The sequence below is a fragment of the Prevotella sp. LCP21S3_D2 genome, assembly GCF_052118345.1.
Classification (GTDB): domain Bacteria; phylum Bacteroidota; class Bacteroidia; order Bacteroidales; family Bacteroidaceae; genus Prevotella.
Genome location: NZ_JBQKHJ010000036.1, coordinates 1 through 23029 on the forward strand (window position 1 = coordinate 1; position 23029 = coordinate 23029).

At 45.7% G+C, this 23029-nt stretch carries 20 protein-coding genes; 4 read left to right on the top strand and 16 right to left on the bottom strand.

Going from position 1 to position 23029, the window contains the following annotated elements:
* Positions 1 to 384: 384 nt before the first annotated feature.
* From ACTQ16_RS15045 to ACTQ16_RS15060, 4 genes are all read right to left on the bottom strand, one after another.
* Complete coding sequence (locus ACTQ16_RS15045; RefSeq protein ID WP_441938166.1) at positions 385 to 666, bottom strand: hypothetical protein; 282 nt, start codon at positions 664 to 666, stop codon at positions 385 to 387.
* A gap of 134 nt (positions 667 to 800) precedes the next feature.
* A complete protein-coding gene (locus ACTQ16_RS15050; protein ID WP_441938167.1) occupies positions 801 to 2561 on the bottom strand; it encodes an AAA family ATPase in 1761 nt (586 codons plus the stop codon).
* A gap of 93 nt (positions 2562 to 2654) precedes the next feature.
* Positions 2655 to 3293 carry a hypothetical protein gene (locus ACTQ16_RS15055; protein ID WP_441938169.1) on the bottom strand — a complete coding sequence of 213 codons (639 nt, stop codon included), beginning with the start codon at positions 3291 to 3293 and terminating at the stop codon, positions 2655 to 2657.
* 377 nt (positions 3294 to 3670) lie between these two features.
* Positions 3671 to 4435: a YaaA family protein gene (locus tag ACTQ16_RS15060; protein WP_441938171.1), complete on the bottom strand. Its 765-nt coding sequence runs from the start codon at positions 4433 to 4435 to the stop codon at positions 3671 to 3673.
* Positions 4436 to 4717: 282 nt separating this feature from the next.
* On the opposite strand from ACTQ16_RS15060, the gene ACTQ16_RS15065 reads away from it, so the two are divergent.
* Positions 4718 to 5197, top strand: a complete 480-nt coding sequence (locus ACTQ16_RS15065; RefSeq protein WP_441203571.1) for a DUF4186 domain-containing protein — start codon at positions 4718 to 4720, stop codon at positions 5195 to 5197.
* 34 nt (positions 5198 to 5231) lie between these two features.
* Here ACTQ16_RS15065 and ACTQ16_RS15070 read toward each other — a convergent pair whose 3' ends face one another.
* The gene (locus ACTQ16_RS15070) at positions 5232 to 5525 is read right to left on the bottom strand and encodes a hypothetical protein (RefSeq protein ID WP_441938172.1); all 294 of its coding nucleotides are present in this window, start codon (positions 5523 to 5525) and stop codon (positions 5232 to 5234) included.
* A gap of 15 nt (positions 5526 to 5540) precedes the next feature.
* The gene (locus tag ACTQ16_RS15075; protein WP_441938173.1) at positions 5541 to 6392 is read right to left on the bottom strand and encodes a hypothetical protein; all 852 of its coding nucleotides are present in this window, start codon (positions 6390 to 6392) and stop codon (positions 5541 to 5543) included.
* A gap of 403 nt (positions 6393 to 6795) precedes the next feature.
* Between ACTQ16_RS15075 and ACTQ16_RS15080 the strand changes: the two genes are divergently transcribed.
* The 3 genes from ACTQ16_RS15080 (at position 6796) to ACTQ16_RS15090 (ending at position 12513) form a co-directional block, all read left to right on the top strand.
* Positions 6796 to 9090 (top strand): glycoside hydrolase family 2 TIM barrel-domain containing protein, encoded by a 2295-nt coding sequence (locus tag ACTQ16_RS15080; RefSeq protein ID WP_441938174.1) that lies wholly within the window; start codon positions 6796 to 6798, stop codon positions 9088 to 9090.
* A gap of 12 nt (positions 9091 to 9102) precedes the next feature.
* Positions 9103 to 10602, top strand: a complete 1500-nt coding sequence (locus ACTQ16_RS15085; protein ID WP_441938175.1) for a glycoside hydrolase family 30 protein — start codon at positions 9103 to 9105, stop codon at positions 10600 to 10602.
* A 180-nt stretch (positions 10603 to 10782) separates the two neighbouring features.
* A complete protein-coding gene (locus ACTQ16_RS15090; RefSeq protein ID WP_441938176.1) occupies positions 10783 to 12513 on the top strand; it encodes a glycoside hydrolase family 9 protein in 1731 nt (576 codons plus the stop codon).
* 254 nt (positions 12514 to 12767) lie between these two features.
* Here ACTQ16_RS15090 and ACTQ16_RS15095 read toward each other — a convergent pair whose 3' ends face one another.
* The 10 genes from ACTQ16_RS15095 to trpS form a co-directional block, all read right to left on the bottom strand.
* Positions 12768 to 14117 (bottom strand): ATP-binding protein, encoded by a 1350-nt coding sequence (locus ACTQ16_RS15095; protein WP_441938178.1) that lies wholly within the window; start codon positions 14115 to 14117, stop codon positions 12768 to 12770.
* A gap of 611 nt (positions 14118 to 14728) precedes the next feature.
* Positions 14729 to 15208, bottom strand: coding sequence for a GNAT family N-acetyltransferase (locus tag ACTQ16_RS15100; protein ID WP_441938180.1), 480 nt, complete (start codon positions 15206 to 15208; stop codon positions 14729 to 14731).
* A gap of 82 nt (positions 15209 to 15290) precedes the next feature.
* On the bottom strand, positions 15291 to 17300 hold the full coding sequence (locus ACTQ16_RS15105) for a glycoside hydrolase family 20 protein (RefSeq protein WP_441938181.1): 2010 nt from the start codon (positions 17298 to 17300) through the stop codon (positions 15291 to 15293).
* A gap of 18 nt (positions 17301 to 17318) precedes the next feature.
* The gene (locus ACTQ16_RS15110; protein ID WP_294972444.1) at positions 17319 to 17864 is read right to left on the bottom strand and encodes a 2-oxoacid:acceptor oxidoreductase family protein; all 546 of its coding nucleotides are present in this window, start codon (positions 17862 to 17864) and stop codon (positions 17319 to 17321) included.
* 5 nt (positions 17865 to 17869) lie between these two features.
* Entirely contained in the window at positions 17870 to 18634 is a 765-nt protein-coding gene (locus tag ACTQ16_RS15115; RefSeq protein ID WP_294972446.1) for a thiamine pyrophosphate-dependent enzyme, read from the bottom strand.
* 101 nt (positions 18635 to 18735) lie between these two features.
* Positions 18736 to 19827 carry a 3-methyl-2-oxobutanoate dehydrogenase subunit VorB gene (locus ACTQ16_RS15120; protein ID WP_441933206.1) on the bottom strand — a complete coding sequence of 364 codons (1092 nt, stop codon included), beginning with the start codon at positions 19825 to 19827 and terminating at the stop codon, positions 18736 to 18738.
* A gap of 3 nt (positions 19828 to 19830) precedes the next feature.
* Positions 19831 to 20061, bottom strand: a complete 231-nt coding sequence (locus ACTQ16_RS15125; RefSeq protein WP_153126292.1) for a 4Fe-4S binding protein — start codon at positions 20059 to 20061, stop codon at positions 19831 to 19833.
* Positions 20062 to 20129: 68 nt separating this feature from the next.
* A complete protein-coding gene (locus ACTQ16_RS15130) occupies positions 20130 to 20309 on the bottom strand; it encodes a tetratricopeptide repeat protein (protein ID WP_153126294.1) in 180 nt (59 codons plus the stop codon).
* 197 nt (positions 20310 to 20506) lie between these two features.
* A complete protein-coding gene (locus ACTQ16_RS15135; RefSeq protein WP_441938183.1) occupies positions 20507 to 21793 on the bottom strand; it encodes an MATE family efflux transporter in 1287 nt (428 codons plus the stop codon).
* Positions 21794 to 21873: 80 nt separating this feature from the next.
* Complete coding sequence (gene trpS / locus ACTQ16_RS15140; protein WP_441938184.1) at positions 21874 to 22959, bottom strand: tryptophan--tRNA ligase; 1086 nt, start codon at positions 22957 to 22959, stop codon at positions 21874 to 21876.
* Positions 22960 to 23029: the final 70 nt, after the last annotated feature.

Genomic DNA, 23029 nt, shown 5'->3' on the forward strand with positions numbered 1-23029 from the left:
ACGAATCAAGAACTCCTTTTCCAATGGATTTAAATGCTTTGCCATAAAAAGTTTCCTTTCTGGTGAATACTTGACGATAAGATAACCGTGCTTCGGCAAGTTGTGTGCCCTTACGTTCGGGCTACGCCCTCTCTACAGGGCACACAACTCTATCTGCTTGCAAAGGTAATCATTTTCCATCAGTTTTCCACCTTTCTGTGTCTACTTTTTGAGGGGCAGCAAGAGACATTCTACGTATTAGACATTTTCACGTTTATCAAGCAAAAAACTGATAAACTCATCAGTGATATTAGAGATTTCTCCTTTATCATAGATTGTCAACAAATCAATGATAATGGAATCTCCTTCCTGGTAAAGATTATAAGTGAAATCTTAACCTTCATACTACGCCTCCTCTTCTCTAAGTCTTTTCAAAAATTCATCAGCATCCATCGGCTTAGTCCCATTCTTCTTATGAGCTTCCAGTTCATCAAGAGCACGGTTGAGGCTTTCTGCCACATAGGCTTCCTGCTCTGCCTGGCTCATATAAGTTTCCTGGTAACTGTTTCCTGATTTGGAGATAGAACTGGCTAATTTATCAGCATAGTCTTTGAGCTTAGCGACAAATTCGTCAAGCGTATATTGACCTGTAGAAGGTACTTGAAACTGAATATTAATCGTTTCCATCTTATTCCTTTCTTTTAAATTAACGCCACAAAATTAGCGAAAAGAATTGGTAATGCCAAAGAAAAGAACGACTTTCTTCGCTTTAAGACACAAAAAAGCCATTCAGCATCAGATTTTAAATGCAGCAAAACACATTATTCTATCTCCTCACACACCACCATATCCACGCTCCTGAATATCACAACTATCTTGTGAAGGCGGGTGGTCTTTACCTCTGTCTTCACCACATCACTATCTGCATAGCGATTAACCTGAGCGATAGCTGCCTCTCTCAGCTTCTCTACCTGCTCATCGGTGGCATCCGCCTTGCAGTATTTCAACTCCACAATATATGAATGCTCCATATCCGGATAATTCTCCAGGAGCGGACGCAGGAAGATGTCGGCATAACCAGCCTGGTTGTCCAGTTCTGAGATTGGACGATAGAACATATTCTGACAAGTCATTGCCAAGGTAAAGCCATGCACATACGACTCACCCTTCTGCCGGTCACGCTGAGAAGAATAGCGCTTGATGGCATCGGCTATAAAGCCGAAATAAGATTTATAATCACCATCATAAGCAAAGCTACTCTCCAAATCACTCTTCTGATAGGTATCGTAAGCCAGTTCGTTCTCCTTATAGGTGCTCAGCAAATAAGCATAGATCTGCTCTCTAACCACCTCGTTAGGAATCACAAACTTGGTCTTGCCACGATAGGTTCCATCAATGGTCAACATGCCAAAGTAAAAGAGCAAACTGACGAAATTGTCCGGATCGTTGATACTCTCGGCAGGAAATCCCCTTTTCAAGTTTCCCGTAACAAATCCATCCGTAACCAGATGCTGGATGATGCTGGCATCATGGGCAAACTCCTTGTCGTGGCGGATGAGCATGCGAAGCTTGTTATAATCTACACGGATGTTATCCTCTATCATATATTTCGGGATTCTACATCTGCTACTAATATACTGGTCTATGAAATACAGCACCATCACTGAGTTATACATCGTTGTTTCTCCATAAACCTCCTCAGCAAAGCAGTAGTTATCATACCATGGCTTCATCACCTGGATAAGTTCATCCACGGAATGACGGAAAGGACAAACCGAAGAATAGTAGGTCAACATCTCCCGTACTTCTTCCTCCGTAAATCCCGTCATCTCGTTAAACTCGGCGCTCAAGGAATAGTTGGTGCCGATGTTGAAACCACTGGTCAAATCATCCATCGTCACAGGACTGACACCTGTTACGAAAACACGCTTCAGGGATGTACTTGTAGCCGCCTTTACCGCATCGAAGAAGAGTCGCAGATAGCCTTCGCCATGCGTCTGCTTGCGATAATTGGTCATATATTGCGGCTCTGCAAGAATCTTATTGGTAAAATGATCGTACTCATCTATGAAGAGATAGATTTGCTGACCAACTTTCTTACACTCCTTACAGATATATTGCAATTGGTCGATACACCCCTCCTGCTTGTTCATTTCCTCCTTGATATTTTCAGGAAGATACTGCTGATAAACATCACAGAAAAAATTATAAGCCATGTTACACGTAGAATCCAATCCATCCTTATAATCGTCGATACCAGCTGATACTACCGAGAAATCCAGATTCAGCACCAAATAGGAATTACGCTCCGGGGTTGGATTCTTACCTATATAAAGGTCACCAAAGAGCTGTTCAAACTTATCCTTCTGGTTCACATCATAGTAATTCTGGAGCATAGAAAGGGTAAGGCTCTTGCCGAAGCGGCGAGGGCGAATATAAAAGAAAAACTTATTTGCTGCCTCCATTTCTTCTATGAACGGAGTCTTATCCACATAATAGCAATCATCCTTTCTAACATCCTCAAAATTCATCATGCCATAAGGGATGCGCTTGCGATATACGCGTTTCTTCTTCTGTTCCATATCTACTACTTTTTAGACTTTTTCTTTCTTTGTGCAAAACTACAATAATATTTCCTAACTACCAAAGAAAAAGATGAGAAATCATACTTTATCTTATTTTTTTCTCCTCACCCAAACCTTATGGCTGTGCCGACCCACAGAGCGGATAGGAACAGTCTCGTCATGGGCTATCTCCTTCAGCTCCAATGAGGCGGCTGTGCGGCTCAAGTTGTTGATGTAGGCATAGTCGGTAAGCCCGATGAAGCCTTTCTCATCGATGACATCCAAGGCTCGGGCGATACGCTCCTCTCGGGTATATTTCTTTTTCAGTATCTGTTTTACGCCACCCATATCCCGCTCCAGATCACGGTCGGCTGCCAGCTTCACAGACTTGATGAAATCGGGAGATGCCTTGAAGTTCACATCTCTTACGCCTACCTTGCGATGGGTCATCTTGTCATCATCGCCCTGCATCTCCGTAGGCTTGTCATCCTCGAAGCCCAAGGATAGAGAGAAGGTACCGAGGCCCTCCAGATTCACATTATAGCCCATGGAGAGCATCTCAACAAGCATATCTTCCACATCCATCAGCACTGCCTCCGTGGTGCTTGCCGAAATACCACGATGATAACCCTGCATCCTTTCGATGAATTCCTTGCGAGATAGAGTGCGGTTGACTACCATCTTGGGATAAACCTTACGCTTGCCGGTATGATGAACATCCGACATCTCCTGCAACTTGTACTTTGCCATATCGATTCCTTTCCTTATTAAGTTCTACATCATCATTTATAAAGAGAGACCGTAATCCTGGAAGAGATGGTTTGCATCCTTAAATGCATTTATCTATACTCTTAAGGATAATAGTCTTTATTATTAGAAGAAATCTATGTTCAGCAGTGTTGAATCTATGTTCAGCAGTGTTGAACTTAAGTTCGGCAGTGTTGAATATAAGTTCGGCACTGCTGAACATAGATTTCTCCACGGCAAAAATACAATTTTACCTAGAGATAAACAAGAATTTTTCAGGATTTAAACTAAATTAAACAAGGGAGCGGACGAAAGCATTGCCTAGTCCGCTCCCTTGTCTTCCAAGATATCATCTTTGATGTAGGAAAAGTAAAAAAGTACTATTTTGTTATATTACGAACGAAATGCGGAAAAGCCACTTCTCCTAATTCTGGTGTGTATTCAAAACCTTCGTAACTGAAGGCTGCCAATTCTTCTGGAGTAGCAAGTTGGTTGCTTAGAATGTATCTCACCATAGCTCCACGGCAGGATTTGGCCCACACAGCCTGCATTTTCAGCCTACCATCCTTCTGGCGAACATAAAAGAGGGGCTGGATGACTTTCACTTCCCTGCAAATTCTCTTCCAATCAAACAGATGTTCATATTCTGCCGTAGAGAGATGGATAAGTATGCCATCGTCAGCTTTCACACTGTGGATAAGAACATCGGTAAGTTTATCTTTCCAAAATTGATTGACCGGCTTGTCGTTTGTAGCTTCAAGCGTCACGCAATGCTCCATACGATAAGGCACGATGCCATCCATCGGCCGAAGCAATCCATAGAGAAAGCAGGTAATCCAGAGATGTTTCTGGGCATACTGCAGGGATTCTTCTTCCAAGGTGTTGGCACGTAGATGCTTATACGCCTGTCCATTGTAGGAAAATATGGCAGGCATCTTCTCTGCAGCCATAAAATTACGATAGCGTTTCCAGTTTTCCAAAGCTATCTTGTGGCTGCAATCAAGTTGCCTAGCCAATTCCTCTACGTCCAGCTTAGCCATTTCTGCAGCCAACATTTCAGCCACAGACTGGAAAAGTGGCTTTGAGACAGCTGCCCTATCTGCCTTATCAAACATGATTTTGGCATTTGCCAATAATATCTGCATAATACATTTATTTTAAAGGGTCACTCTTAATGATAGTTTTGCTGGCAAAGTTAATGAAAATATGACAAAACTCAAAGAAAAGTTCAATAAAAGTATAATATATTATAAATAAGAATGCCATATTGTACTTTATCTTGCGAAATCTGAGAATATTTATTATTTTTGCAAGAAGTTTAATCGTATTTGATAGAATGCAGCAAATAAACATCCAACATTACAACTCGCCCTGTGGAGAGTTAATTCTGGCTACAAGGATGAAACAGATATAGGAGATAAATAGATATGAAAAAAGATTCAAGGGCAAACCATGCCAGATATGTAGAACTCAATTTATTTCCAGAGGAGAAAGAGAATTATCAGAAAGATACTGTCTCTTCAGAAAACGAGGAAAACCATACCTCTACAGACAAAGAGTATGACTTGACAGGTCTGTTTGAAAGACTTTCCAAATCAGCATTCCGCAGCCGTTTTCACCTTTCGAAGAGGGATAAGGAATATATTGCAGAAAAGGGCCTGGAAACCATCCGTAAGCATGCGGAGGATTTCGTTGCCAAACGTCTTGCTCCTGCCGTGATTCCCAATGACGGCAAGCAGACGCCGATGAGAGGGCATCCTGTATTTATAGCTCAGCATGCTACAGGCTGCTGCTGCCGTGGATGTTTCTTCAAATGGCATCATATACCTGCCGGAAGACAGCTGACAAGAGAAGAACAGCAATATGCAGTAGCGGTATTGATGGCATGGATTGAAAAACAGGTTTAGAAAAGAATTTCCTTTTTCCTGCAAAGGCTAGTTTTTATGTCCAAAATTCTTCTTCACCCGTGGGGTGCATCTTTCCTCCGCATTTGGGACAGGTGTGCATATCCCACCTGTGAATTCTGTCCGATCCGCATCTCAGACACAGTCTTCCCACAAGAGAGTTGAAGCTAGGTGCAGCATCACCTATCACTCCACCCACCACTAGAGGTACTATGTTCCTGCAGTCTGGACAAGACATGGCTTCGATATGCTGTCCCATGAAGCCACGTCCCTCATATACTTCGGTCTCGTACCCACAATCCTGGCATCTGAATATCTTCTTTTGTGACATAAATAATCTCCTTTTTTACCAATTCAAAAACCAACTTACATTGGAGTATTTTCCGATTGTCTCAGCATCCTTGATGGCGTCAAGCTGACGTACATGCTTGTTTCTCTTGCTGATATCTATAGTTTTACCTTCCTTGTCATGGCTGTTGAATTCCAGGAGATTTGCCGTAGATGCCGACTCATCTATGGGGGCAAAGCCTTCAGAAGGCAATGAGTCTGGTATCCAATCCATAGCACCTTGCAGAGTGGAGAAGTCTCCGCTGCCATCAGCTGCCACAACTATATGACGCAAATCTGCAGAAGGGGCGTTTTTCTTTGTCCTAAACGTCCATGACTTCTTGCCATTCCATCCCTCAATCGTACCCTTGCTGATCTTGATTTCATATTCATGTCCATATTCCAGCATATTGTTATGCAGATAAATGGTTGCTTTGTTCCCGTGACAGATGACCGGATAGAAGTGAAAGGGATCAGAGAAGCCACCAATGATGGTCTTCTGATACTTGCACTTGTCTTCCTTAGCTGCACCTGACGAAGTTCCAGGACGGGTTTTGCGATTGGTTACATTCTCCACCTTATATATATATGGAACGGGAGTATAGACAGCTTTGGGATTCTTGGGCTGTCCTTCGATTGGTCCCGCCGGAATGCTCATGTCGATTCTATCAATCACCTTTCGAGTTGTCTTGTCCGTAACAGTGATTATGCCCTTGCTGCCAGTCTTTACAGTCTTGTCAAACACGATGACCAGATGTGTATCGATGTTGGTGTCTTGGGTATTCTCCTGAGGATAAAAACTGACTGGAGTTTGTGCCATCAGGTTCATACATGTGATGATACCTATCATTGAAATAAAGATTCGTTTCATATCAATAGCCTTTAATGTTGTTTTTGAGTGCAATATTACGAAAAAAAATCGAAATAACGTATTTTTTTGATGGAAAAATGTTCGACCTGTACGGTTGAATAATTTTCTTTCTGCTTATTTCCATAACGCAATAATACTTAAACAAGATACACGACCATCACAAAAACAAGAAAAAGTAATACTGTAGGGCAAAAATCTTCAGAAAAGAGATACGATTCCACCAAAAATTACTACCTTTGCAATCAATAAACAACAAAACAAATCTTAGCAAAGGACCACCGATGGCATCAGTAGCCTTAAACTACATCATCTGGATTCAGTCTATTGTTTCATTTTAAAACGAAGCGGGCAGTTACTATCATGCAGCCACTCTTCATTTACTAAATTAAAATTCAAAAAAGATATGAAACGTTTAATCATTACACTTGGGGTAGTCGCCTGCATAACTACTCCAACGTGTGGACAAAGTAAGGTGCAGAACTTTGATTTTGGCTGGAAATTCATAGAGCAGGATGTGAAGGAAGCACATCTTCCCTCTTGTAATGACGGCAAGTGGACAAGAGTAAACCTTCCCCATGACTGGGATATCTATCATAGCCCCAAGGCTGATGCACCTACTTCGAATGGAGGTGGATACTACCCAGGCGGTATCGGCTGGTATAGAAAGCAGGTGAGGGATACAGACCTGAAAACTGGCAAAGGCGAGAGCCTCTGGCTCCACTTCGAAGGAATCTACCAGAACAGCCAGGTTTTCGTGAATGGCATCCAAGTTGGCACTCACTTCTATGGCTACACACCTTTCAAGGTCAAGATCTCTCCTTATATCAAAAAAGGTATCAATACCATCGCTGTTCGTGTGGATAATTCCAAGCAACCCAACTGCCGATGGTATAGTGGATCGGGAATCTATAGACATGTATGGCTGGAAAAATACCATGAGAATAAAATGGATGCCCCTCAGCAGCTATTCATCCAAACAGAAAAGATCTATGGTATGTCTAAAGATGGCACACATGCCGACTCTGCAGCAATCCGCATTACCTATCAGGATAAGCTCAATGAGAGACGAGTGCTAAAGAATGTGGAACTATGGTCTCCTGCACATCCCAAGCTCTATGATATTCAAGTGGGAGAACTGAACGTCAAGCATGGCATCCGTACCTTCAGATATGATGCCCAAAGAGGGTTCCTGCTAAATGACCAGCCTACCCTTATCAATGGAGCTTGTGTCCACCATGACAATGGAGTGATTGGCGCCATGGCATTCGACGCTGCAGAAATCCGCAAGGTAAGATTGATGAAAGAAGCAGGATTCAATCTGATCCGTACTTCCCACAACCCACAGACACGAGCCATGCTCGATGCTTGCGACAGCCTGGGTATGATGGTCATAGATGAAGCCTATGACGGCTGGTATACAGAGAAGACCAAATATGACTATCATCTTGCCATAGACTCCTGCTACCAGGAAGATCTCAAAGCCATGGTACTCCGCGACCGTAACCATCCATGCATCATTTCCTACAGCATCGGCAACGAGGTAATAGAACGCAAGGAAATCAAGGTGATTCAAACCGCCCAGAAATTCAAGAAGGTCATCACATCTCTCGATAACACCCGTCCAGTAACGGAGGCTCTCTGCTCCTGGGATCATGATTGGGAGATTTTCGACCCTCATGCAGCGGTTCTGGATATAGTGGGCTACAATTATATGATGCACAAAGCAGAAAGTGACCACGAGCGATGCCCTGAAAGAGTGATGTGGCAGACAGAAAGTTATCCAAAAGATGCCTTTGCCAACTGGAAGCATACCGTGGAGCGCCCTTACATCATCGGAGATATGGTCTGGACAGGATTGGATTATCTGGGAGAATCAGCCATCGGACAGTTCCATTATGAAGGCGAATCCAGAAAAGAGCATTATCAGGAAAATCACTACCCTTATCATGGAGCCTATTGCGGTGATGTTGACCTCACTGGATGGAGAAAGCCTATCTCCCACTATCGCAGCATGCTCTGGAATCTAAAAGATGGTTCACCAGATATCTATCTTGCTGTAAAGGAGCCTGACTTCTACTACAAAGGGCATATCTCAGAAACCCAATGGTCGGTATGGCCTACCTGGGAATCCTGGAACTGGCAGGGATGGGAAGGCAGGAATATCGATGTGGAAATCTACTCCAAGTCTCCAAGAGTCCGCCTGTATCTGAACGATCAGCTTGTTGCAGAGAAGCAAGTTGGCATAGATACCGAGTATAAGGCAGTCATCACACTGCCCTATCAACCAGGCGTTCTGAAAGCCGTATCTCTCGATGCCAATAGACAGGAAGTGAAGGAAAGCATCCTCCAGACAAGCGGAGAACCTGCTTCCATCAAGCTCACGGCTGATAGAAAGCATATTCTAGCTAGCGGCGAGGACCTTGCATATATCACCCTGGAGGTAATAGACAAGAACGGCAACATAGTACCTGATGCCAACATACCATTAAACGTGGATGTCAAGGGAAGGGCAACGCTTCTTGCTGCTGCATCGGCAAATCTCAAGGATCTTGAGCCAAAGACTTCTTCCAAGGTAACAACCTATAAGGGTAGAGCCATCGTAGTAATTAGAAGTGGGAACAAACCAGGAAAAGCAACCGTCACCGTCTCTTCTTCAAAATTTGACAAGACAATCAGTGAAACAATTTTTGTACGTTAATTAATAGCAACTATGCAAAAGATTATCTTAACATCTGTCATGTTGATGACATGCGCATGTATGAGCGCCCAGAAAGTAACATCGTATTCAACAACCCAGGAGCAGTCTTGGAAAAAATCCCAGACTGCCCTGGCAGGCAAAGCCACAGGAAAGGTTGTTGCCGAGGTAAATGAACAGAGCAAGGGAACCCGATTCGTAGCTTTCGGTACAACATTCAATGAATTGGACTGGGATGCATTCAATATGCTTACCAGAAAGGAACAGGATGAGGTGATGTATAACCTGTATTCTCCAGAAGGAGACCTCAAGTTTACCAACGGCAGAGTTTCCATGAATGCCAACGACTATGCCCGTGCCTGGTATAGCTGTGACGATGTGGATGGAGATTTCGCCCTCAAGTACTTCAATATAGAACACGACAAGCGCAACATCATTCCTCTGGCTCGTGCGGCCCAGAAGTATCAGCCCAATCTGCAACTCTTCATGTCGCCATGGAGCCCACCTGTATGGATGAAGATCAACCACGATTATCCAGTTTCCCCAAGCCAATATAACAAAATGGATCCCCGTCAGAGCTATCTGCTCTATATGGACGATGGCAGGCAGGTGGATGCTGATGAGATGAAACTCCTTGGCGACCGTAATGGAGTGTTCCCACGCCGCCTTGCCACTCAGGACTTTTTCATTCAGGACCCTCGTTATCTGCAGTGCTACGCAGATATGTTCTGCAAATTCATCGAGCTGTATAAGGAGGAAGGCTTGCCTATCACCAAGGTAATGTACCAGAACGAAGCCTACTCCTATACTCCATACCCAGGATGTGCGTGGACTGCAGAAGGAACCCTGAAATTCAACAATGAATATCTCGCTCCTACCCTTGCCAAGAAGCATCCAGAGGTGGATTTATGGATAGGAACCTTCAACACCAACCGACTCGACTATGTGGAGAAGATTCTGGACGACAAGACTCTCCAGGCTAACATAAAGGGAATCGGAACCCAATGGGAATGCAGAAACAATCTTCCGGAAATGCGCAAGCGCTATCCTAACCATCGCTTCATGGTGAGCGAGAGTGAATGCGGAAACGGCTCCATGGACTGGAAGGCTGGAGAGCATACCTTCTTCCTCTTGGCGGATAATCTGGGAAACGGCTGTGATGAGTATTATAACTGGAACTTCATCCTGAAGGACAACGGCATCTCGCCATGGGGCTGGACCCAGAATGCCTTAATCCAGGTAGATGGTAAAACCCGCAAAATGCGATATACGGCAGAGTATTATGCATATAAGCACTTCTGCCATTTCGTACAGAAGGGCACCCAGATGCTGGCGTATGCAGGTCGTGAATACAGCAAGACCCCTGTCGTGGTGTTCAAGGATAAAAAAGGTCAGTATATAGTGACAGTGGGCAACTTTACAGATTCAGATGCAGCTCTGACTGTTAAGGCAGGCAAGAAGTTCCTGAACGTAAAGGCTACACCTCATTCTTTCAATACCTATATCTGGAAATGATAATATGGGACGGAACGAGACCTAAAACGTTCCGTCCCATAGAAACAAAAAGGCTCAACAAAGAATAAACCATACTAAAAGCAAAAATAATCCAGAAAACAGAAACAATTTCCAACTAAAATAACTATCTTTGCAGACAATAAGCATAAAACAACAATAACACTTTAAAAACAAGGCAAAATGAGAAAAGTAATCTTAACCACCATGGCGCTGCTGACAGCAGTAACGATGCCAGCTTCTTCAGAGAAGAATCCCATCAAGGTTAACCAGGTTGGCTATTTGATCCATGAAAGCAAGATAGCAACCATTGAGCCGGAGGCAAAGACCAAAAGCTTCCTCATCAGAGACCAAGAGGGTAAAACCGTCTGGCGCACAAAACATGCAACCACCAAGAAATCCCCATTCTCCAGCAAGATCCGCCAGGAGATAGACTTCTCCTCTATCACCAAGCCTGGCAGATATACCCTGGTAGCAGGAAGACATCAACAAAGCTTCATCATTTCCAGCGATCCCTATACGGAAGCCTTGAAAGCATCCATCAAAGGCTATTACTATCAGCGTTCTGGGGAGAGCTTGGAAAGAAAGTATGCTGGCGAGTACGCACGCCCGGCAGCTCACCTGGACTCTCATGTCATGGTGCATCCTTCGGCTGCAACCCCTAAAAGACCTGCGGGAACCATCATATCCTCTCCCAAGGGATGGTACGACGCTGGCGACTATAACAAGTATATCGTCAATTCTGGATTTACCCTCGGACTGATTCTGCAGTCCTACCAGCCCCATCAGGATAGATTCAATTCTCTCAATCTTCAAATTCCGGAATCCGACAATAAGATACCGGATATCCTGGATGAGATGATGTATAATCTGGAGTGGATGCTCACCATGCAGGATCCAACCGATGGAGGAGTATATCATAAACTCACCACCCCTAACTTTGAGGGATTCGTGATGCCAGAGGACTGCAAGCAGCAACGTTATGTGGTACAGAAAACCACCACCGCTGCTCTCGACTTTGCTGCCACCATGGCACTGGCTGCCAGAATCTACCAAAGATTCCCTGAGTTCCAAAGCTTCTGCCAACAAGCCATAGAATCAGCAGAAAAAGCATACGCATGGGCTGTTAAACACCCCACTGTCTATTACGACCAGGATGGAAACAACAAGAATTTCTCGCCAGCCATCCAAACGGGTGGTTATGGTGACAACCACACAGAAGACGAGTTCTTCTGGGCTGCTACAGAACTATACCTCACAACCTCTGAAACATCCTACCTGGAACAGGCAAAACAGTTTGTTCCGGATGAATTCAGCATTCCATCCTGGGGTAACGTGGCAGGCCTGGGCATCTTCCAATGGGTAAACCAGGAACTCCTTGGCACCCCAGATGCCGGCAAGCTCCCTATGAAAGAGATCAAAGAATCTCTTAAGAAAAAATGTGATGAGGATATCCAAGAACTGGCTACCTCTTCATTCCACAGTATCTTCGGCAACAATGCCCAAGACTTCCATTGGGGAAGCAACTCTGAAAGCTGCCTGGGAAGAGGCATTGCCCAAATGTACGAGTATGCCCTGACAAAGGACAACAAATATAGGCAAGCCGCCCTTTCTACCTTAGATTATTTCTTTGGACGTAACGCCACAGGCTATTGCTACCTGACAGGCTTCGGCACCCAGAGGGTCATGAATATCCACCACCGTATCTCTGCAGCCGACAATATCAAGGAACCAGTACCTGGTCTTGTGGCTGGAGGAGCCAACAAGGGACAGGAAGATGCAGAATTCGTACCAGCCTATGCTTCCAATATTCCAGATGAATCCTACCAGGATAACGTCGGCAGCTATGCCTCAAACGAAATTGCCATCAACTGGAACGCCTATCTGGTGTCCCTGCTTGGATGGATAAACTAACAGCACATTGGAGATTATCCGTATAAAATGCCCTTCCACCAATGCGAGTAATACCATTGTGAATAACAATACTCTTAAAAGAACTACAACATGCAAAAGCGTAAGCCTAAATAAAATCAGGTTTACGCTTTTAGTTTGTTGTCACCTTCCCCATCTACATCATCCCTACTCATCCATTCTTCAGTTGTTTCTTTCGTACCAATTCTCACAATCAAAAGGTACTCCAAAATTTAAAGGTTAGTTAAACCAACTCCTTAAACCAGTCCGCTTAAATCAAGGGTGTATTGGGTAGGAAGTTTCTGTTCATTCTTGATAAACATCAGCATATAAATAGGGAGATAAGTGATTTTTTCCACCTTCTTCACATTATCGTTACACAACACATAGGCTTTTGAAACCTGATAGGTTGTAGAGTTCATCACATTCGTAAGCGCTTTGTGACGCTCATAATCCTTGCCCGATTTAACCTCTAAAGGCAACATCTCACCATTTTGCTCTATCACAAAATCCAGTTCACCCTGCCGCTTGTTGTTATAATAATACAACTGGAAGCCATGCGCCTGGAGTTCTTGTGCCACCGCATTCTCATATATCGAACCAAAGTTGATGGACGGTTCGTTATCCAAAATCTTCAGCTGGATGCCATCTGCATAAAGACTTGCCAAAAGACCAATATCTGCCATAAACAGCTTGAATAAGTTTCGGCTGCTCGACAAAATCAAAGGCACAGTAGGCTCCTCAACATTATATACCGGCAAAGCTACACCAGCATCCTTCAACCACAAGAAACTATTCTGATAACGTGAAAACTTGATGTTTTCATTCAGGTTCTTCAATATGAAACGCTTGTTCTTGGCATCAAGTTCAGCAGGAATCCTGTCAAAGATTTCTTGAATATACAATTTATGGTCAGGGTCATATTTCGCTATATCCTGCTTATAAAGACGTATGATAGCCTGCTGCTCTGCCATTACATTTTGCAGATTATTGGTAGCCAGATATTTATCAACAGCTGCAGGCATTCCACCTACAATAAGATAAAGGCGGAATACCTCCATCATCTTTTCATGGATGAATTCATCTACAGGCGTCCCTTCTGTAAAATGTTTCCTCAAAACATCTATAATTCTATCGTTGATACCAACGGCAGTTGCAAACTCCTCAAAATCAAGCGGATACATATCTTTCACATCCATATATCCCACTGGAGCTGAACGGAGATTCTTAATTTCCACACCCAATAAGCTACCACTTAAAATATAGCGATAACTCCCCTCCTCCACCAAAAACTTGATGGCAGTTACAATTTCCGGGCATTCCTGCACTTCATCAAAAAACACAAGGGTATTACCCTTTATTAAATCCTGACTGGTCACTGTGGAGAGACGCAACAAGATGTCTTGACAGTTCTTCGCCTTGCTGAAGACCTTTACCAAACCCGGATTTTCAATGAAATTGATTTCAACGAATCTTTCAAAATGTTCATGACCGAAACGACGGATAGAATATGTTTTCCCTATCTGTCTTTCTCCTGTCAACATCAACGCTTTCTTATGGGTATCGAAAAAGTCAGCTAAATATCTGTCTATCTTACGCTTAATCATTTTTTGTCCTCTTTTCTAATATTAAACGGATGCATTTTGTCCGTTTTTCCAAGGGATTTAGACATAATTTTGTCCGTTTTTCCAAGTTTTAACGCTTTTAACACACTTTTCATTCGCGCGAATTCCGCGAATTCAACAAGCAACTGCCAAATATCCGGCAGATCTCTGTGAATAAAATAATCATCACCATTTTCTATATCCCAGTTTTTCCACTCATCTGTTGCTTCCCATCATCGCAAGGCATCACAATAACGGTTAAACTGCTCATCTGTCAATTCCACCGTCATGGTTTCGTACCAATTTTCATAATCAAAAGGTACTCTGAAAAACGTTTCTATCTCAAAACTACACCTCTTCATAATCACCCGAAATTAAAATGTTATTTTAGAATGAAGCAAAAATAAAACTTTTCTCTGAAAATACCCAATAATTCAGGCAATATTTTGTATAAAAAAGTATTTTCAAAACGCTATTTGAAATCCCAAACGTCACTTAACTGATCAAACAAAACAAAAAAAGAGAGAAACCAAGGAGCATAAGCTACTCGATTTCTCTCTGGAGATTCTATTTTGCAGTTGTGATTTAAAGAGTCTATATTCACATGCTTTGCTCTACAACTCCTTTACCATAAATATGGTGGTGGCGGTATGTCCTGAGTCACCAAGGCGCAGAGGAATATGCCTGAAGCCATGACGCTCATACATGGCTACTGCATCTGAGAACTGTGGGAATGACTCGATATACAGATGACTATAACCAGCCCTCCGGGCTCCTTCAATGGCCTGCGAAAACAAAACAGATCCATTGCCTTGCCCACGAACTAAAGGAGACAGATAGAACTTCACCAGTTCTGCATATCCATCCGGTAATCCCTCCGTGGGATAATAACCGCAGCCTCCCAGAACAACCCCATCGTCAGCAACTATCCAATAGCCGGCATTCTTCCCAGCCATTGCATCAAAGATATGCTCCGTCCTTGGGTCATCATACACGGTATTGACCAGCGGAGCGCCATATTCCTCAAAAACAGAACGGATGACATGAGCCAACTGTTGCTGGTCCTTCTCTTCAATATGTCTAATTTCAATCATATCAATTTCCTAAATTACATAGTCAACTTCAGACACACATGATGACTTTCCCTTCGACCGGTGACCGTTGGTTCAGGGCGTATTATTTCACGATTATCTCATCAACAAACAGCCAGCCGCCGAAGCTGCTTGGCTTTGCCTGAACACGGATGTAGCGGGCGGTCTTACTGCCCTTCCAGGTTAGCGTCTTGAAATTCAGAATCGGCTCCTTGCTCGACTCATACTTCTTATCGAATACCTGGGTGAAGTTCTTACCATCCTCACTTACAGATACGGTATATTGAGAAGGATAGAAAATCTCAGGACCGCTGCTCTGCATGAAATCGGTGCCTACACTGTTGATCTTGGTAGATTTACCCAAGTCGATGGTAACATCGAAGCAATCCTTGCCGATAAAGCCCTGCCAGCGTCCGTCGCCATGAGCCCAACCGCCCATGTTGCCATCCACCAGCGTCTGTTCACCAGCTGCCGGATAGTAGCGGTTATAAGCATGGTTATAGGTAACCTTGGCGCCCACTGCCTTATGCTGCACCGGTTTCATCTTCTCCTTGCGCTCACCAATCTCCTTCTTCAGCTCGAATGGATTTACGCCTTCAGCCTTCAGATGTTCCACCTGCGCCAGGGCACGGGTCTTGAACTCAGGATAGTTCTTGGTCTTGGTTCCGTTCCAGCCAATCTCAGCCAGAGCCAAGGCACGAGGATAAAGCATATACTCGGCATACTCTGGAGTAGGAATATGCTCGGTCCAGAGATTCGCCTGCACACCCGTAATCATATTGCGTTCAGCCTCAGGAAGATCGCTTCCCGGCACGTAGCTATACACCTTCTCGGTAGGAATGAAACCGCCATTTGCCACTGGCTGGGTGCCCGGCGCATCCTGATACATATCAAAGTAGCAGTAAGCTCCTGGCGACATCACCACGTCGTAGCCATGCTTGATCGCCTCGTGTGCCAGTTCGGTGCCACGCCAAACCATCACGGTAGTATTCTTGGAGAGATTTCCGGCAATCACCTCATCCCAACCCACGAGCTGTCTGCCATGCTCGTTCAGGAACTTGCCCATGTGGGAAATGAGATGAGCCTGCAATCCATCCACGTTGTCGATGCCCAGCTCCTTCATCTTCTTCTGACAGAGGGCACAACTGCCCCATGACTTCTTCGCAGCCTCATCGCCACCCACATGGATGTAATGAGATGGGAAGATATCCATCACCTCCTTCAAGACATTCTCCAGAAAATCGTAAGTACCGATGTTGCCCGGACAGAAATCTGCCTGCTTGTAAGGCTCATGGGTACAGGATAACTCTGGATAGGCAGTAAGCACCTCCTCAGAATGACCCGGCATCTCGATTTCCGGAACAATGGTGATGCCACGCTCGGCAGCATATTTCACCAGGTCGCGGAGTTCATCCTGGGTATAGTAACCACCCTCGGCACCCTCGCTGCCCTGCTCCAGATACTTGTTGCCATTGGCATTCCAGTCTTTCCACAACTTACCCGAACGCCAGGCTGCAAAGTTGTTAAGTCGAGGATAGCGCTTGATTTCGATGCGCCATCCGGCAGCATCGGTCAGATGGATATGGAGACGGTTGAACTTATATTCCGACATCACATCTATCTGTTTCTTGAGGAAGGAGATAGGGAAGTAATGACGGGAAACATCGAGCATCAATCCACGCCACTTATAGGCTGGTGCATCCACGATGTCGCAGCATGCAATGCCCTTCTTGGTGGTAAGCTGCTCCATGGTCTGCCAGGCACGGAGGAAGCCTTCGCTGCTGGCGGCACTGATTTCAATGGCATCAGATGCCACATGAAGCTTGTATGCCTCTGGCGAAGATGCATTGGCGAGCTTGGTAAACTTCACCACTCGCTTGGCTGCATCATTCACCTTGACATTCCATGCCTTGGTATAGATATTCTCGGCATCAGCGCCTACTTGGTTTTCTACTTTCACACCGTCGCTGGTGTTGAATACGCCCTTGCCCATCGTAACCTGCTGCGGTTTCGGCAACAGGCTCTGAGCCTGAAGGGATGAGGTTAGTAAGAGTGCCCCGAAGAGGGACAATAGATAGTTGGATTTTTTAGTCATACGGCTTATCTATAATTATTAATCTACTTTCTCGATGATTTTCATACCCTCTTCCACGGCCTTCATGTTCAATGGAATCAGGTTGTGATAGCGCTCTGGCAACGACTTGTAGAGTGCCTTGTTCAAACCGTCGGTGCTCACCACTGGGCAAACCTTCAGCAGTCCGCCCAATACAATCATATTGAACACCTTTGAATTCTTCATCTCGGCAGCCTTGTCCATCGCATCAATGCGATAGATGGTGATGTCCTTGCGCTGTGGAGGATTCATCACGCCATAACCATCGTAAATCAGGATGCCGCCGGGCTTGATCTTTGGCTCAAACTTATCGAGCGATGGCTGGTTGAGCACGATGGCTACATCATAATGGCTCAGGATAGGCGAAGAGATGCGGCTGTCGCTCACAATGACCGTCACGTTGGCTGTACCGCCACGCTGCTCCGGACCATAAGCAGGCATCCAGGTCACCTCCTTGTCTTCCATCAGTCCTGAGTAGGCCAGGATCTTTCCCATCGAAAGGACACCCTGACCACCAAAACCGGATATAATGATTTCTGTCTTCATTGTTCTTACAAATTTGTTGTATCCTTCAGGTCGCCCTTAGGATACTGCTTAAACATGTTCTCTTCCATCCACTTGTTAGCCTCAACAGGTGAGAGCTTCCAGCCGCTGTTGCAGGTAGAAACAATTTCTACCAGGCTGGAACCCTTGCCCTGCATACTTGCCTCGAACGCCTTGCGGATGGCCTTCTTTGCCTTGCGGATGCTTGCCACGGTCTCCACACTCTGGCGGGTTACGTAGCAGGTGCCCTGCAGATGGCTGGCCAGTTCGGTGATGTTCAGTGGATAACCATGAAGGTCTGCCTCTCGTCCGTAAGGACAGGTAGCGGTTTTCTGACCCAGCAAGGTGGTTGGAGCCATCTGTCCACCGGTCATACCATAGATGGCATTGTTGATGAAGATGATGGCGATGTGCTCACCACGGTTCAGGGCGTGGATGGTCTCGCAGGTACCGATGCACGCCAGGTCGCCATCACCCTGATAGGTGAAGACGAGACGGTCTGGCCACAGACGCTTGATACCCGTAGCCACAGCAGGAGCACGACCATGCGCTGCTTCCTGCCAGTCGATGTCCAAATAGCGATAAGCGAATACGGCACAGCCCACCGGACAAACACCCACCGCCTTATCCTCCATGCCCATCTCCTCGATGACCTCGGCAACGAGCTTATGAACTACGCCATGCGAACAGCCCGGACAGTAATGCATCGGGGTATCGTTCATCAGCGTAGGCTTCTTATATACCAGATTCTCTGGTGAAATTATATCATTCATTTTATTTAATGTTTAATTTATAATTTATAATGTATAATTAGGCATACGCCTTTGCCCGAAGGCTTATCATTCATTATTATTTGTACATTATTAATTGTGCATTATTCATTATAAATTATTAATTGTTTCAGCGCTTCAACGATTTCCTCTGGCTCCGGTACGATACCGCCCAGACGGCCAAAGTGCTCAACAGGAGTCTGTCCATTCACAGCCAGGCGCACATCCTGAACCATCTGACCTGCATTGACCTCGGCAACCAGGATTCCCTTCTTGGTCTTGGCGAGTTCATGAATCTCCTTTTCAGGGAAAGGCCAGAGGGTGATAGGACGGAACAGTCCCACCTTGATGCCCTGCTCTCGTGCACTCTCGATACTCTTCTCGGCGATACGTGCCGCACTTCCGAAGGCTACGATCACATAGTCGGCATCCTCCATCTGCTCGGTTTCATATCGAACCTCCGTTTCACGAATCTTCCTGTATTTCTCCTGAAGGGCGATATTGCGCTGCTCCATCACCTCTGGCTTGAGTTCCAGAGAGGTCATGATGTTGACAGGGCGACTCTTAGGACGGCCGATGGTAGCCCAAGGACATTCCTTCGCAATCTCCTCCTCGGTACGGCGAGGTTTCATAGGTGGCAGCACCACCTTCTCCATCATCTGTCCGATGACGCCATCGCTCAGGATCATCGCCGGGTTACGGTACTTGAAGGCAAGGTTGAAGGCAAGATCTACGAAGTCTGCCATCTCCTGAACCGAAGCCGGAGCCAGAACGATGACGTTGTAGTCACCGTTACCACCGCCGCGGGTAGCCTGGAAATAATCACTCTGCGAAGGCTGGATGGTACCCAGTCCCGGACCGCCACGCTGCACGTTGACGATGACGCCCGGAATCTCAGCGCCTGCCATGTAAGAGATACCCTCCTGCATCAAAGCCACACCCGGACTTGACGAAGTGGTAATCACACGCTTGCCTGCGCCGGCTCCACCATAAACCATGTTGATAGCTGCTACTTCACTCTCAGCCTGCAGAACCACCATACCTGATGTCTCCCATGGCTTGAGCAGAGCCAGCGTCTCTATAATCTCACTCTGAGGTGTGATAGGATAGCCGAAAAAGCCATCCGCACCACATCTGATGCAGGCATGGGCTATCGCCTCATTGCCTTTCATTAATGTTACTTCTTGATTTGCCATTGTTTAGTCCTCCTTCTTTCGATAAACAGTGATGCAACCGTCTGGGCAGACGATGGCGCACGAGGTACAGCCAACGCATGCTTCAGGCACAGCCGCCTCTACATAGCGATAACCATGCACATTGACCTTCTTCTCAGCCAATGCGATGACATGATGAGGACAAGCCTCCACGCAGAGCGAGCATCCCTTGCAACGCCCGGTGTCGACTACAATAGCCCCTTTAATCTTACTCATATTCTAATCTTTTTCTAATTATCTTTACTCAAAGAGTAATCAAACTGCCGCTGTCCACATGCCAGTTGTTATGGATTGTAGTAGTCTTTGCAATAGAAGTTCATGATATCATCCAGCATCTCCTTTGCCGCTACTGCCGGACTCTCCGGGTCCAGCGCTATCGCCTCCATATAGGAGTCAAGAGCACGCTTAAAGTCGCCTTTCTTCCGCCAGGCGTTACCTTGCTGATAATATTCTTCTGCTGTCATTTTACTCTGTACTATTTTTAATTTTGCTCTGCGAAAGTACGAAAATTATGCTAAGAAAAAGAATAAAAGCCTAAGTTTTAAACTATATTAATGTAGTTTTTCTAAAAAATGCGCACACTATATTTCAAGTGTGCAATTTTTCGAGAACGATGTGCGTTATTTCTAATATTATATCCTATTAAAACATAATTCGCCATTTACCGCAGTTTCTTACGGTAAATGACGAATAATACGATACCCCGCAAAACGAGGTAGAGAATAAAGGCTAGCCACAGGGCATGATTGCCCAGCAGAGGATGCAGACCGAAGTACATTCCGAAAAACGAAGCTGAGGCAATGGCAGTAGAACAAAGCATAGACTTCGACTGGGTGATGCCGATGAAGATGCCGTCAAAGACAAACGCCGACATGCCTGCCAAAGGAATGAGTACTGCCCACCCCAGATATTCGCCCGATGCTGCAACTACCCGCTCATCGCTGGTAAGCAAAGCCAGGAAGTTCTCGCCACCTATTATATATAATAAGGTGAAAAGGATGGCTACAACCACGCCGAACCCCATCGTCCGCCTGACCACCTCCCGGAATGCCACCTTGTTGCCGGCTCCGTAATACTTGCCGCTCAATGCCTCTGCCGCATAAGCAAAGCCATCCATGAAATAGGAGAAGATGGTGAAAAGCGTCATCAGCAGCGTGTTGACAGCCAGCACCAGGGTACTCTCCCTCGAACCTGCTGCCGTAAAGAAGAGATTCACCGCCACCAGACATAAGGTACGGAGAAAGATATCCCGGTTCAGCGAGAAGAATCGCTTCAGCGGTTCAGAGTCGAAGAGATGCTGGCGATAATCATACTTGCCCAACCGGCGATAGTAAAGCCGATAGAGCACGCATGCCATCAGAAATCCCCACCATTGGGCGATGACCGTTCCGAGTGCCACGCCCTCTACCGTCATCCTGCAAACAAAGACGAGCACCAGGGAGGCAACGATGTTCACCACATTCTGTGTCAAAGACACCACCATCGGAATACGGGTATTCTGCATACCGATAAACCAGCCGGTGAAGCCATAGAGACCGAGTACCGCCGGCGCTCCCCAGATGCAGACATAGCAGTATCTGCGGGCCAGCTCCACCACATCCGCTTCCGGCGACATCGCCCACAGTCCGCAGCCGATGAGCCATCTCTGAAGGATAAAGAACAGGAGTCCTATCCCTACGCCAATGCCCAGGGAACGAATCAGGAGTCTCATCACCTCAGGCAAGTCTCTCCTGCCCAAAGCCTGCGAAGTCATTCCGCTGGTTCCCATCCGCAGGAATCCGAAGAGCCAGTAGATGACATTGAAGAGCATCGAGCCCACGGCAATGGCTCCTATATAAGCCGCATCGCCGATATGCCCCACGATGGCGACATCCACCAAACCCAAAAGCGGTACCGTGATATTGGATATTATCGACGGTACCGCTAATTGTAATATTCGCGAATTCATAATTAAGAATTAATAATTAAGAATGTACATTCTGAAAATGGCGAAAGCCTAATTATTAATTATAAATTATTAATTATAAATTAAATCTTAAATTTCGCCGCCTGTTCCTCAATATAGGCAGCATCGCTGAAGTAGTCGATGCGCATCGCCTTGCGAACCTCGTCCATGGTCTGGGCTGCAAACTCGCGGGCATCCTCACTACCCTTCTTCAGGATGTTGAATACCTCTGGGATATCCTGCTCAAACTCATGACGGCGGGCACGGATTGGATCGAGCATCTTGTTGATCACGCTGTTCAGGAACTTCTTGCAGGTACCGTCACCGATACCACCCTTCACATACTGCTCCTTCAACTCGTCCAGATTCTGGAACTCTGGCCAGAACTCAGCGAAATCCTCAGGAGTAGAGAATGCCTCCAGATAAGTGAACACGGCATTTCCCTCCAGATGTCCAGGCTCTTCCATGCTCATGCGTGGCTCACCGTTAGACATCTTCTTCACCTTCTTCCAGACGGTCTTCTCGTCATCGCTCATGTAGATGCAGTTGCCGAGACTCTTGCTCATCTTCTCCTTACCGTCAGTTCCTGGAAGACGACGGCAGCAGGCAATCTCTGGAAGCAGGATTTCTGGCTCTACCAATACTGGCGCATAAGTCTGGTTGAAGCGGCGAACCAACTCACGGGTCACCTCCAGCATAGGCTCCTGATCCTCACCGGCAGGTACGGTTGTAGCCTTGAAAGCGGTGATGTCGGCAGCCTGGCTCACAGGATAGCAGAAGAAACCGAGCGGAATGTTTGCCTCAAAGTTGCGCATCTTGATCTCCGTCTTCACGGTTGGGTTACGCTGAACACGAGATACTGAGATGAGGTTCATCAAATAAGTAGTCAACTCTGCCAACTCCGGTATCATACTCTGGATATAGAGAGTACACTTCTGTGGGTCGAGACCCGCAGAAAGATAGTCGAGTGCCACCTCTGTGATGTTCTGGCGAATCTTCTCAGGATTGTCAGCGTTGTCTGTCAAAGCCTGAACGTCTGCCATGAATACGAACATTCTGTCAAAGTCACCAGCATTCTGAAGCTGTACTCGGCGCTGCAGAGAGCCGATGTAGTGACCCAGGTGAAGTTTGCCTGTAGGACGGTCGCCCGTCAATATAATCTTTCCCATTTTCTTGCAATTTATTATTAATTTTGTGCAAAGGTACAACAAAATATCGAGAAAATACCAAAAATACTGA